Below are 12,752 nucleotides of genomic sequence, written 5' to 3'. Positions count from 1 at the left end.
TATAGGCCGTCCACTCCAGAAAGAAAAACGGAAAATCTTGCGAACTATGATCGAAAAAATCGAATGTTAAGACTGAGCCTGGAAGCCTTGCAAATCGTCGACGCCATCGACCGCCGCGGATCGTTCTCGTCGGCCGGCAAGGAGTTGCATAAAGTGCCGTCCACCATTTCCTATACGGTGGCCAAGCTGGAAGACGACCTGGGCGTGCAAGTGTTCCGGCGCAATGGTCCGAAAATCATGCTGACGGCGGCCGGCCAGGAATTGCTGAAAGAGGGCCGCTATCTGCTGAAGGCGGCGCAGGACCTTGAACACCGCGTGCGGAGGGTGGCGTCCGGCTGGGAAACGGAATTGTCCATCGGCATCGATTCCATGTTTTCCGCCGTGGCCCTGGCCGACGACGTGCGCGCCTTTTATGACGTGGCGCAGCAGACGCGCTTGCGCCTGTCGCAGGACACCCTGTCGGGCACCTGGGAAGCGTTGCTGGACCGCCGGGTCGACTTGCTGGTGGGCGCGCCCGGCGACGGTCCGGCCGGTGGCGGCTATATCGCGCAACCGATCGGCATGCTCGACTTCGTCTTTGCCGTGGCGCCCGCGCATCCGCTGGCGCAGGTGGCGGAACCGTTGTCGCGCGGCCACCTGCAGCAGCACCGGGCCGTGGTGGTGGCCGACTCGGCGCGTCAGATGGCGCCGCGCACGGTGGGACTGCTGCTGGGGCAAGATGCCTTGAGCGTGCCGAGCATGCAGGTCAAGTTCGACTATCAGGTGCTGGGGCTGGGCTTTGGCTTCCTGCCGGGACCGTGCGCGCGCGCCGCCATCGCGCGTGGCCAGCTGGTGGAAAAGGCTGTGGAAGAGCCGAAACCGTCGGAAACGTTTTACCTGGCCTGGCGGGTAGGCGAGGATGGCGCCGCGTTGCGCTGGTGGATGGCGCGCATGCGCGAACCGGATGTGTTTGCCCGTCTGGCGCAGCATTTGCCGGGCCATTCGGCGTAGGTCTTAAAATGTTGACATATGCCAACATTTTTAAGTTACCATATTCATAGTATTTCGACCGTCTTTCTGCTCCGACTTGCATGCCCCATAGTGGGATTTTGATGATTACACACACCGCAGCGCCCCTGATATGTTCCCCTGACCTGGCACGCGCACGGGGTTGCCATGCTTGAGGCGAAGGTCGCGCTGTGCCTGCGCCTGGCCCAGGACGCCCGTGAACAGGCGGGGCCGCAGCAGGCCGCCACCCTGGCGCGGCTGCAGGAAGAGCTGGAGCGGCTGCGCGGCGCCAGCCGGCCCATGGTGCGCGTGGCGCCCCCCGACGCCTTGCTGGAAATCGATCCCGATGGCTTTTTGATCGGCTGGAACCATGGCGCCGAACAGATGTTCGGCTATTCCGAACTGGAAGCGCTGGGCCAGCACATCCTGTTTTTGTATCCGGAAGACGACGCGGAAGCGAGCGTGCTGGAATTGCATTTCAAGCAGGGCGATGTGGCCACCGATGTGCGCCGGCGCAAGAAGTCGGGCATGGTGACGTGGCTGCGCATGCACCGCCACGTGATCCACGATCAGGCGGGCAAGGCTTGCGGCATGGCGGTGCGCCTGTCGGCCATGAGCGAACCGCTGTCCGACGTGGACAAGGTGAGGTTGCACGCGCGCATCATCGAAGACAGCGAGCAAGCCGTGCTGATCACGGACGCGGAAGAGCGCATCGTCTCGATCAACAGTTCGTTTTCCCGCATCACCGGCTATTCGCCGGCCGAATCCATCGGCCGCACGCCGGACTTGCTGCGCTCGGGCGTGCACGACCCCGACTTCCGCGCCAAGGTGCGCGCCGCCATGCGGGGGCATGGCTCCTGGCGCGGCGAAATCATCGGCAAGCGCAAGAATGGCGAACTGTTCCCGCAAGACGTCACCATCAGCGTCGTGCGCGACGAGTATGGCGAGATCAGCCATGTTTTTTCCCTGTTTTCCGATATCTCGGTGCACAAGGATGCCGAGGCGCGCATGCAGCGCATGGCCAATTACGACAGCCTGACGGGCTTGCCCAACCGTTGCCTGCTGAACCAGCTGGTGGGCCAGGGCCTGACCGAAGCGAAACGGCAAGGCACGCATGGCGCGCTGATGGTCATCGATATCAGCCGCATCGGTTCCATCAGCGACACGCTGGGCCACGAAGTGGGCGACCAGCTGGTGATCGCCATCGGCCAGCTGTTCCGTGGCGCCCTGCGCGACGCGGACATCCTGGCGCGGGTCGACAACAGTAAATTTGTCGTGGCGCTGTTGCATATCGAAAAGCGCGAACATGCGGCGAACGTGGCGCAAAAACTGCTCAACCTGTTGGAGGCGCCGATCAATATCGATGCGCACGCGCTGCACGTGGGCGCCAGCATCGGCATCACCGTGTATCCGGAAGACGGCCTGGAAGCGCCGGCCCTGTTCCGCTTTGCCGACGTGGCCGTGGCCAAGGCGGGGCAGACCATCGAATCGACCTTCCTGTTTTACCGCGAAGACATGAACCGGCGGGCCAAAGAACATTTACGCCTGGAAAGCGAAATGCGCCTGGCCTTGGGCGACAAGGAGCTGGAACTGCATTACCAGCCGAAAGTGAGCCTGTCCAGCGGGCGCATCGTGGGCGCGGAAGCCTTGCTGCGCTGGAAGCATCCGATGCGCGGCATGGTTTCGCCCGGCGTCTTCATCCCCGTTGCCGAGGAAACCAGTTTGATTCTGGAGCTGGGCACCTGGGTGCTGGACGAGGCTTGCCGCCAGATACGCAGCTGGGAAGACCGTGGTCTGCACATGCCGGCCATCGCCGTCAACCTGTCGGCGCGCCAGTTCGATGAACAGTTGCCGGCGCGCATAGCGGCCGTGCTCGAGCGCTACCAGGTGCGGCCCGACCAGATCATGCTGGAAATCACGGAAAGCCTGTTGATGCGCGGTGCCGACAAGGTGATCGACATCATGAACCAGCTGGTGGCCATGGGCCTGGCGCTGGCGCTGGATGACTTCGGCACCGGCTATTCCAGCCTGGCGTATTTGAAAAAATTCCCCATCAGCACACTGAAAATCGACCGCTCGTTTGTCATCGGCTTGCCGTTCGAGGAAAACGATTGCGCCATCGCCCGCGCCATCGTCACCATGGCGCAGCAGCTGCGCCAGGAAATCGTCGCCGAAGGGGTGGAAACGGCCGAGCAGATGCGCTTCCTGCGCGAACTCGGTTGCGACCAGCTGCAAGGTTATCTGTTCAGTCCTGCCGTGCCGGCGGCCGAATTCGAAGTGATGCTCGACGAAGGCCGACGCTTGCGTTTGAACGAAGCGCTGGCTTAAGGTTCGCCCAGTTTCACCTTTTCCAGCAGATAATCGAGCATCACGCGCACCCGGGCCGGCACTTGCTGGCCCGGTCCCACGAAGACGGCGTGTACGAGTTCGCGGTCGCCCGGATTGTAGTCCTGCAGCACCTCCACCAATTGACCTTGTGCAATATCGCGCTGCACGTGCTGGCGCGAAAAGCGTCCGAGGCCCATGCCCGCCAGCACCAGTTGGCGCATGCTTTCGCCATCGCTGACGCAGGTATTACCCTGCGGCGCCACCTGCAAGCTTCCTCCGCTCCCGTCGAGGAAGGGCCAGGTTTCGTTCTGGCAGCGGAAGTTGAAGGCCAACAAATTGTGTTCGGATAATTCCAGCGGCGTGCGCGGCAGGCCGTGCTGCGCCACGTACGTCGGCGACGCCACCACGACCATCGCATCTTCACCGAGTTTGCGCGCCACCAGGTTCGATGCCTTCAGCTTGCCCGTGCGGATGGCGATGTCGGTGCGGTCTTCCAGCAAGTCGACGATGGCGTCGCTGACGACCACGTCGAGCACGATGTCGGGATAGCGCTGCGCGAACTCGGGCAGGATGGGCAGCAGATGGCGCACGCCGAACGGCACGAAACAGTTGATGCGCAAGCGCCCGCGCGGCGCCGCGCCTTGCGATGCTTCGCGCTCGGCGCCGTCGATATCGTCGAGGATGCGCTTGCACTGGATAAAAAAGGCGTCGCCTTCGGGCGTGGTGTGCAGCTGGCGCGTGCTGCGCTGGAGCAAACGCGCACCGAGCCGCGCTTCCAGGCGATTGACGAGCTTGCTGACGGCCGACGGCGTCAAGGCCAGGCGGCGCGCGGCGGCGGAAAAGGCCCCCGTTTCCACCACGGCCACAAACACGGCCATCTCGAACGCGCGGTTGATGTCTTGCCTGGCCATTATTGAATCCATTTCACAGGTGTTTCCATTATTAGAGTCTATATCAAAAGCATTTGCATCGATACACTGGCCGGCTTGAACCATTGTTGGAGCCATCATGACCACCGCAAGCCCTGTTTCCCCTCCAGCCAGCTCCATGCCACCGGGCGTGCTGGCACTGGCCGTCGGCGCCTTTGCCATCGGCGTCACCGAATTCATCGTCGTCGGCATCTTGCCCACCATCGCGAAGGATTTGCGGATTTCCATCGAATCGGCGGGCTCGCTGGTCAGCCTGTATGCACTGGCGCTGGCCATCGGCACGCCGCTGCTGGTGCTGCTGATGTCGCGCCTGCCGCGCAAGGCGGCCTTGCTGGGGCTGATGAGCGTTTTCCTCGCCGGCAACTTGCTGGCCGCCTTTTCGCACACCTTTGCATGGTTGCTGGCGGGACGGGTCATCACGGCCGTGGCGCACGGCACCTTCTTTGCCATCGGCGCCACCGTGGCCGCCAGCCTGGTCGCCAAGGCGCAGGCGGGCAGGGCAATTTCCGTGATGTTTGCGGGTCTGACCTTGGCCATGGTGATCGGCGTGCCGCTCGGCAGTTTCCTCGGCAACTTGATGGGCTGGCGCTTGCCGTTTTTTGCCGTTGTCGTGCTGGCCGCCGTGGGCCTGGGCGCCATGGCGCGCTGGCTGCCGGCCGGCTTGCAGCAGGGCAAGGGTGGCAAGGCCATGACGCAGCTGGCGGCCCTGGGCAGCGGCCCCATCCTGACCATGATGGCGGTGACCACGTTCGGTTTCGGCAGCAGCTTTGCCGCGTTTACTTTTATTACGCCCATCCTCACGGACGTGACGGGCTTTTCCGCCACCATGGCCAGCGCGCTGCTGATCGTGTTCGGCATCGCCACCTTTGCCGGCAACCTGGCGGGCGGCTACCTGACCAGCCACCGGGGCTGGCAAAAAGCCTTGCGTGTGATGCTGCTGTTGCTGGCCGTCACGCAAGCGGGTGTGGCCCTGAGCATCAGCTCGCCATGGATGATGACAGTGATGCTGTTCGTCTGGGGCGTGTTCGCCTTCGGCCTGTCGCCCGCCCTGCAAGCGGGCATGCTGGCCACGGCCGAGCGCTACACGCCGCACGCCGTCGATTTCGCCTCGGGCCTGAACATTTCCGCGTTTAACCTGGGCATTTCCTTCGGCTCCATGCTCGGTGCGCTGATGGTCTCGCGCCAGCTGATGGCGTCGTCGCCGTGGGCCGGCGTGGCAGCCGCACTGCTCGCCTTGCTGCCGCTGGCGTGGCTGGCGCGCCGCAACCTGGTTGCCCCTGTGGCGGGCGCGGCCGCGCACTGAGGTTCAGGTATGCACGGCGGCGCACGGCGCATTGCGTTTCTGGCGCTGCGCCATATAGGAACTGCCCATCGACGCGGCCATGATCATGGCGATGGCCAGCCACTGCCCGGCACCCAGGCGCTCGTCGAGCAGGATGAAGGCCAGCATGGCGGCCACGGCCGGTTCCATGCTGCTCATGATGCCGAACGCTTGCGGCGTCAGCCGCTTCAGGGCCACCATTTCCAGCGAGATCGGTATCGCGCTGGAAATGAGCGCCACGCCCAGGCCCACGCCCAGCACGGCGGGCGAGAGCAGGGCGGCGCCGCTATGCATCACGCCCACGAGCACCACCACCAGCGCGGCCATCGCCAGGCCCAGCGACACGGAGTGACCCGCATGCAAATGGCTGGCGCGCTTGCCGAAGACGATGTACGAGGCCCAGCAGACGGCGGCGCCCAGGGCGAACAGCACGCCCGTGGGATCGAGATTGCTGACGTCGTGGCCCAGCGGCAACAGCAGCGCCAGTCCCGCCACGGCCAGTGCCACCCAGACGAAATCGACCGGCCGGCGCGAGGCCAGCAGCGCCACGGCCAGCGGGCCGGAAAATTCGATCGCCACGGCAATGCCGAACGGAATCGTACGCAGTGCCATATAAAAACACAGGTTGGTCAAACCCAGCGCGCCACCGTACAGGGCCACCGTGCGCAGGTCGGCGCGGCTCAGCTGCCAGCGCCACGGGCGCCAGAACAGCAACAGCAGCAGGGCGGAAAAGCCCACGCGCACGGCCGTCGTGCCCTGCGCACCGACCAGCGGGAACAGGCTGTGCTTGGCCCATGAGGTGCCCAGTCCCAGGCAGGTGACGGAGCCGAGGATGGCGAGCAGGGGAATGAAGGAGGAATAGCGGCGTAATGGCATGGTGATAAATGGCTTGATATCGGGATGGTGAAAGTTTATTGTGTCTGCTCCGATATTTGCACTGCATTTTGACCTCCATGACGCAACTTTCGCTCACGCCTTCCCCCGACGTCGATGCCTTCGACCTGGCCATCCTCGATATCTTGCAGCGCGATAACACGACTTCGCAGCGCGAAATCGCCCAGGCCGTGCATTTGTCCGCGCCGGCCGTGCAGCGCCGGATCCGCCGCCTGCGCGAAAGCGGGGTGATCCGTCAGGAAGTGGCCGTGCTCGACGCCAGCCGCCTGGGCCGCCCCCTGATATTGACGGTGGAAGTGCATCTGCACGACGAGCACCCGCTGCGCACGGCCGGCATGCGCGCGCGCATCATGGCCGAGCCTGCCATCCAGCAGTGCTACGGCATCACGGGCGAGGCCGACTACCTGCTGCTCATTACCGCCAGCAGCATGGCCGAATATGAGGCGCTGACGGAACGGCTGTTCGGCGGCGACGACAATATCCGGCGCTACCGCACCTCGGTGGCCTTGACTTGCCTCAAGATGGGCTTGCACGTGCCGCTGGCATAGGACCGGGTAGATGACGATCTGCAACAAGAAACAAGCGGCCGTGACGGCCACCATGCCCGCCAGCCTGCGCACCGCCGTGGCTACTTATCGATGGACGCGCGACAGCGTCGGTGAGTCGGACGCTGCCGTCTACCGGCTGCGGGGCAGGGACGGTGCGCCGGAGCTGTACCTGAAGCGCTTGCATCGACGTGGGACGGGCGGGCATAGCCGACCGCTACCAGGACCTGGCCATCGCATGGCGTACTCTCGGTGAGTTGGACGCGGCGCTACAGCAAAGGTTGCTGCGGCAATATGGGATCCTTGATGCCGATCAAGGCAAGCTGCACTGGCACTTGCTGCTCGACGAGCTGTTCTGAATGCGATCCAGCGGGTAGCCGCCGCCTGCGCTCTGGCATAATCAGCGGGGACACATGTGGGAGCCGAATGATGGGAGAGCAGGAAAATTCGCATCTGCCTGAGCCTGGCCTTCTTGCTGCCTGGCTGGCCGCCCGTTCCATTGCACGTGGTTTGCCGCTGCCCGTACCCGATCACGGTGGGTGGCGCGTCGAGACGGGCTTGCCAGGCGAAATCCGACGCTACGTTTTTTCGGGACCTGTTGCAGCCATCAGCGCGTTGGCAGCCTCGATTCACCGTCCGCATATTCTCATCAAGATGTGCGGTACCGGCGAGCAATTGCTGCGCCTTTTGCCGCCTCGGTGGCAATTGCTGCCTGGCGGCTTTTTCATGACCCATGAAGGCAGTCTGCCGGCGCCATCTCTGCCGGCCGGATACCGGCTTGTCGTCGCAACGTCGCAGGCAATCACGACGGCGCGTATTCTGACCGGTGATGGCTCGGTCGCCGCCAGCGGCCATGCCGTGGAACATGCCGGCGCCTTTGTCTTTGACCGGATCGTCACGGAAGCCGCACATCGGCGCCGGGGGCTGGGGAGGGCGCTGATCGCCGCGCTGGCGGCCAGGCAGCGATCGGGCAGCGCGCGGCGTGTGCGGGTGGCAACCGAGGATGGCTTGAAACTGTATGCGAGCCTGGGCTGGCACACCCGGTCACCGTATTCGACGGCAGCGATCATTTGAGGTCGCGATACCGAACTTGCGCAGCGTGGATGCCGGGCGGCCATGCCACGCCTTACGGCTCCTCGCGCTCGGCATCGCGCTCGCGGCAGCTCAAGGACGCGTAATGGCCCTTGGGCATCCTGGTCTTGATGGCAACCTCGTTCAGTTCATGCCGGATATCGACGGGGTCGCGCAAGGTGCAGCGCTGGGCGCGGGCGAACGCTTGCAGCGTCTTTGTGCTGCCCAGCACCTTGACAATGACGCCTGCGCCGGGGCTGACGCAGCAGCCGATGTATTGCGTGATGTATTCTTCCTCGATGAGCACCAGTTCATGTCCCATGAAGCTTGCCGGCTTCTTGAGCAGATAGTAATCGGTGTAATCGGAGCGCTGGTCAGGGTGCTGGCCAAGGTAGCCTTCGCGCATGTAGGCCCGGATGGCCTTGCCGGAGGTGCCCACCCTGGCTGTCGTGCCCTGTTTCAGGTGCAGCGCGTGGATCAGGTCCGTTTCCAGCCCGGGATCGGCGGCGTGGGCGCTGGCGCAACTGGCGGCCAGCAGAAGCGAGCCGATCAGGCGGCGGGTGCGGCGCCATTCAGGCAGGGGAGGGATGGCTTGCATATATTCAAACGAAGGGGGAGAAGAGGCGCAGTGTAGCGCACGCCAGCCATTGCGCGTGGCACAATGCGTGACCCGCACGCCACGTGCCACTCACCCCAGGACTTTCATGACCCGCGCCATCCTTGACGAAGCCCAGATCCATCCCGCCGCCCGCCCCTTGATCGGCAGCAAGCACCAGGACATCGTGCGCGAAGTGCAGGCGGCCATCGCCGCGCACCAGGTGGTCGTCGTCGGCATGGCGCTCAATCCGTTTCCCCGCAAGGCGCGCAAGATCCTCGATGTGCTGGGCACGCCCTACCAGTACCTGCAATACGGCAGCTATCTGAACCAGTGGCACCGGCGCAATGCCCTCAAGATGTGGTCGGGCTGGCCCACGTTCCCCATGGTCTTTGTCAACGGCGTGCTCATCGGTGGCGCCAGCGAACTGCAAACGATCGTGGAAAATGGCGAGTTCAGCGCCATGCTGGCGAAGAAGCTACGCGCGATTTAAGTCCCGTCTTATTCTCCCGGCCGCCACGGCGACTTGCGCGTGCGCAAGGGGTCAAGCAAGCCGCGCAAATCGTTATGGTCGAGCTCGTACATCAGCGCAATTAAACTGCCCAGTTCGCCCGAGGGGAAGCCCTCGCGCGCGAACCAGCCCAGGTAGTGTCCCGGCAAGTCTGCCAGCAAGCGTCCCTGATATTTCCCATATGGCATTTCGCGCGTGACCAGCAGCGCCAGTTTTTCTGAATTCATGCGACCGCTCCGTAATCGATCGATGCAGTGTAGCAGAACACGATATTGTTGAGTATGGCGCAAGTATCATCTGCCTGAGGAGGTATTTTTCGCCACAAAGAAAGGCCCGATACTGCATGCCAACATCATTTATCGGAGTTTGTCATGCCCATTGCCTTGCTCGCGCTGACCCTCAGCGCCTTTGCCATCGGAACCACCGAGTTTGTCATTGTCGGGTTGTTGCCCACCATCGCCGCCGACCTGGGCGTCAACCTGCCATCGGCCGGCCTGCTGGTCAGCCTGTATGCGCTGGGCGTCGCCGTCGGTGCGCCCGTGCTGACTGCCCTGACGGGCAAGATACCGCGCAAAACCTTGCTATTGTCGCTGATGGTCCTGTTCACCCTGGGCAATTTGCTGGCCTGGAAGTCGCCCGGCTATGAAACCCTCGTCATCGCCCGCATCCTGACGGGTCTGGCGCATGGCGTGTTCTTTTCCATCGGCTCGACCATCGCCACCTCGCTGGTGCCGAAGGACAAGGCGGCCAGCGCGATTGCCATCATGTTTACGGGCCTGACCGTGGCCCTGGTGACGGGCGTGCCGCTGGGCACCTTCATCGGCCAGCATTTCGGCTGGCGCGAAACCTTCCTCGCCGTCTCGGCGCTGGGACTGGTGGCCTTTGTCGGCAGCCTGCTGTACGTGCCGTCGACCATCGCCCACAGCAAGCCGGCGTCCCTGCTGCAGCAAGTGCAGGTGCTGGGCCAGCCCCGGCTGCTGCTGGTGTACGCCATGACGGCCGTCGGCTATGGCGGCTCCTTCATCGCCTTTACATATCTGGCGCCCATCCTGCAGCAAGTGTCGGGATTCAGCGCCGGCGCCGTGGGCGCGGTGATGCTCGTGTATGGCGTCTCCGTGGCGTTCGGCAATATCTGGGGCGGCAAGCTGGCCGACAAGAAGGGCCCTGTCAGCGCCCTGAAACGGATCTTTTTGCTGCTGGCGTTTGTTTTGCTGCTGTTGACCTTCACGGCGCCGCACCCCGTACTCGTCGTCATCACCGTGCTGCTGTGGGGCGCCGTGGCCTTCGGTAATGTTGCAGGATTACAAGTGTATGTGGTGCAGCAAGCGGAACACTTTACGCCTCGTGCCGTCGATGTCGCTTCGGGCTTGAATATCGCCGCCTTCAACCTGGGCATCGCCGGCGGCGCCTGGGGCGGTGGCCTGATCGTGGAACACCTGGGCCTGGTGCACACGGGCTGGATCGGCGCCATCGTCGTGCTGGGCGCGTTCGGCTTGACGGCCCTGAGCGGCCGGATGGACCGCCTCAATCCCATCCCCGTGCGTGCTGGCGGCGAAAAGTCGATCCATGCGGTGGGGCATTAAGCCTGCTTGATCCGCAAGCAAGTCGCTGGCATGCGCGAGAGCAGGGTTTACAATGGTGTTTCCTTTCCTCTCGCCCATACTCCCCATGTCCGATACAGCAACTTCACCGCTACGCCTGCGCACCGCTATCAATCCGAAACCGCTGGGCGTTACGCTTGTGCTCATCGTGCTGGGCGCGTGGTATCTGGCGCAAACCGTCGGCGCCACCCAGTCCGCGCTGTACGTGGTGGGCGCCTTGCTCGGCATCACCCTGTATCACGCGGCGTTCGGCTTTACGTCCGCCTGGCGCGTCTTCATCGCCGATGGCCGCGGCGACGGCTTGCGCGCGCAAATGCTGATGCTGGCTGTCGGCGTGGCGCTGTTCTTCCCCGCGCTGTCGGCCGGCACCCTGTTCGGCACGCCCGTCGCAGGCCTGGTGTCTCCCGCCGGCACTTCCGTCATCTTCGGCGCCTTCATCTTCGGCATCGGCATGCAGCTGGGCGGCGGTTGCGCATCCGGTACCTTATATACAGTCGGTGGGGGCAGCACGCGCATGCTCATCACCCTGGTCGCCTTCATCGTCGGCTCCGTGATCGGCACGGCGCACATGCCGTTCTGGACGGCGTTGCCGCAATTGAAACCCATTTCCCTCGTCACAAGCCTGGGCCTGGTGCCCGCGCTGGCGCTGAACTGGATCGTTTTTGCATTGATCGCCGGCATCACGGTGCTGGTGGAAAAGCGCCGCCACGGCAAGCTCGTCGCCACGCCGCTGCGCCCGTCACAGGCGTCGCCCTGGCTGCACGGCCCCTGGCCGCTGGTGGCGGGCGCCGTCGCGCTCGTCGTGCTCAATTTCATCACCCTGGCGCTGTCGGGCAAGCCGTGGGGCGTGACGTCCGCGTTTGCCCTGTGGGGCGCGAAGGCCGCATCGGTGGTCGGCATCGACACGGCCAGCTGGGCTTACTGGTCGACCAAGGCCAACGCGGCCGCCTTGGCCGCACCTTTGACGCAAGACAAGACTTCCGTGATGGACATCGGCATCGTGCTGGGCGCCATGCTGGCCGCGGCCTTGGCCGGCCGCTACGCGCCCGTGTGGCGCATCCCGCGCCGCTCGGTCATCGCCGCCGTCGTCGGCGGCTTGCTGCTCGGTTACGGCGCGCGCCTGGCCTACGGCTGCAATATCGGCGCGTATTTCAGCGGCATCGTCTCGGGCAGCCTGCACGGCTGGCTGTGGCTGGTCTGCGCCTTCCTCGGCAACGTCGTCGGCACGCGCTTGCGTCCATGGTTTGGGCTGGAAGTGGAACGCGTGAAACCGACGGGCTGCTGAGGCCTGATTGACCGGGGGCATTGCTGTACGCTTTGTTGTATATTGCTGCCCCTGTTCCTCTTTGCCGCCAGCGTATCTCCCATGTCACCCACCATCCTGTTTGCCGTCGTCCTCGCGTATTTCCTGATCCTGCTGGGCGTGGCGTGGCGCACCTCGCGCCATGCCACCAATGACAGTTTTTTCATCGGCAACAAGGACAGCAACTGGATGCTGGTGGCCTTCGGCATGGTGGGCACGACGCTCACGGGCGTGACCTTCATCAGCGTGCCTGGCGCCGTGGGCAGCAACGGTTTCGGCTACATCCAGCTGATGATCGGTTATGTCCTCGGCTACCTGGCCATCACCTTCATTTTGCTGCCGCTGTACTACCGGCTGCAGCTGACCTCCATTTACCGCTACCTGGAACTGCGCCTGGGACGCCGCTCCTACCAGAGCGGGGCGGCGTTTTTCATCGTCTCGCGGTTGCTGGGCGCCACGGCGCGGCTGTATCTGGTGGTCAATATCCTGCAAGCCACCATACTCGATAGCCTGGGCGTGCCGTTCTGGCTGACGGCCGGCGTCGTGCTGCTGCTGATCCTGCTCTACACCTACGAGGGCGGCGTCAAGACCATCGTCTGGACCGATACCCTGCAAACGGCGTGCATGCTGGCGGGCCTCGTCATTTGCAGCGTGTTTTTGCTGCGTG

At 63.9% G+C, this 12,752-nt stretch carries 12 protein-coding genes and 2 pseudogenes; 10 read left to right on the top strand and 4 right to left on the bottom strand.

Annotated features, from left to right (window positions below):
• Positions 1-63: 63 nt before the first annotated feature.
• Entirely contained in the window at positions 64-990 is a 927-nt protein-coding gene (locus K0F86_RS06115; protein ID WP_219133577.1) for a LysR family transcriptional regulator, read from the top strand.
• A gap of 165 nt (positions 991-1,155) precedes the next feature.
• Entirely contained in the window at positions 1,156-3,315 is a 2,160-nt protein-coding gene (locus K0F86_RS06110; RefSeq protein ID WP_219133575.1) for a bifunctional diguanylate cyclase/phosphodiesterase, read from the top strand.
• Here K0F86_RS06110 and K0F86_RS06105 read toward each other — a convergent pair.
• Positions 3,312-4,238: a LysR family transcriptional regulator gene (locus K0F86_RS06105; RefSeq protein WP_257572008.1), complete on the bottom strand. Its 927-nt coding sequence runs from the start codon at positions 4,236-4,238 to the stop codon at positions 3,312-3,314. The two genes, K0F86_RS06110 and K0F86_RS06105, sit on opposite strands and share 4 nt — an antisense overlap.
• 85 nt (positions 4,239-4,323) lie before the next feature.
• On the opposite strand from K0F86_RS06105, the gene K0F86_RS06100 reads away from it, so the two are divergent.
• Positions 4,324-5,547 carry an MFS transporter gene (locus K0F86_RS06100; RefSeq protein WP_219133574.1) on the top strand — a complete coding sequence of 408 codons (1,224 nt, stop codon included), beginning with the start codon at positions 4,324-4,326 and terminating at the stop codon, positions 5,545-5,547.
• A 3-nt stretch (positions 5,548-5,550) separates the two neighbouring features.
• On the opposite strand, the gene K0F86_RS06095 is transcribed toward K0F86_RS06100, so the two are convergent.
• Entirely contained in the window at positions 5,551-6,441 is an 891-nt protein-coding gene (locus K0F86_RS06095; RefSeq protein WP_219133572.1) for a DMT family transporter, read from the bottom strand.
• Between the two features lie 77 nt (positions 6,442-6,518).
• Between K0F86_RS06095 and K0F86_RS06090 the strand changes: the two genes are divergently transcribed.
• The 3 genes and pseudogenes from K0F86_RS06090 (at position 6,519) to K0F86_RS06085 (ending at position 8,078) form a co-directional block, all read left to right on the top strand.
• Positions 6,519-7,007, top strand: coding sequence for an Lrp/AsnC family transcriptional regulator (locus K0F86_RS06090; protein ID WP_219133570.1), 489 nt, complete (start codon positions 6,519-6,521; stop codon positions 7,005-7,007).
• A 179-nt stretch (positions 7,008-7,186) separates the two neighbouring features.
• Positions 7,187-7,363: pseudogene (locus K0F86_RS27390) on the top strand (APH(3') family aminoglycoside O-phosphotransferase); the annotation flags it as partial.
• A gap of 67 nt (positions 7,364-7,430) precedes the next feature.
• Positions 7,431-8,078: a GNAT family N-acetyltransferase gene (locus tag K0F86_RS06085; protein WP_219133568.1), complete on the top strand. Its 648-nt coding sequence runs from the start codon at positions 7,431-7,433 to the stop codon at positions 8,076-8,078.
• Between the two features lie 52 nt (positions 8,079-8,130).
• Here K0F86_RS06085 and K0F86_RS06080 read toward each other — a convergent pair whose 3' ends face one another.
• Complete coding sequence (locus K0F86_RS06080; protein ID WP_219133566.1) at positions 8,131-8,673, bottom strand: hypothetical protein; 543 nt, start codon at positions 8,671-8,673, stop codon at positions 8,131-8,133.
• Between the two features lie 106 nt (positions 8,674-8,779).
• Between K0F86_RS06080 and K0F86_RS06075 the strand changes: the two genes are divergently transcribed.
• Complete coding sequence (locus tag K0F86_RS06075; RefSeq protein ID WP_219133564.1) at positions 8,780-9,163, top strand: glutaredoxin domain-containing protein; 384 nt, start codon at positions 8,780-8,782, stop codon at positions 9,161-9,163.
• An 8-nt stretch (positions 9,164-9,171) separates the two neighbouring features.
• Here K0F86_RS06075 and K0F86_RS06070 read toward each other — a convergent pair whose 3' ends face one another.
• Complete coding sequence (locus K0F86_RS06070; RefSeq protein ID WP_071076391.1) at positions 9,172-9,408, bottom strand: DUF3820 family protein; 237 nt, start codon at positions 9,406-9,408, stop codon at positions 9,172-9,174.
• Between the two features lie 144 nt (positions 9,409-9,552).
• On the opposite strand from K0F86_RS06070, the gene K0F86_RS06065 reads away from it, so the two are divergent.
• The 3 genes and pseudogenes from K0F86_RS06065 to K0F86_RS27385 all read left to right on the top strand — a co-directional run.
• Positions 9,553-10,764, top strand: a complete 1,212-nt coding sequence (locus tag K0F86_RS06065; protein ID WP_219133562.1) for an MFS transporter — start codon at positions 9,553-9,555, stop codon at positions 10,762-10,764.
• A gap of 85 nt (positions 10,765-10,849) precedes the next feature.
• On the top strand, positions 10,850-12,067 hold the full coding sequence (locus tag K0F86_RS06060; protein ID WP_219133560.1) for a YeeE/YedE family protein: 1,218 nt from the start codon (positions 10,850-10,852) through the stop codon (positions 12,065-12,067).
• 81 nt (positions 12,068-12,148) lie between these two features.
• A pseudogene (locus tag K0F86_RS27385) lies at positions 12,149-12,752 on the top strand (sodium:solute symporter); the annotation flags it as partial.

This window comes from Janthinobacterium sp. UMAB-60 (genome assembly GCF_900095235.1).
In the GTDB taxonomy this organism is placed as follows: Bacteria; Pseudomonadota; Gammaproteobacteria; order Burkholderiales; family Burkholderiaceae_D; genus Janthinobacterium.
Note: the sequence above shows the minus strand (reverse complement) of the source record. Positions and strands in the feature narration are given on the sequence as shown.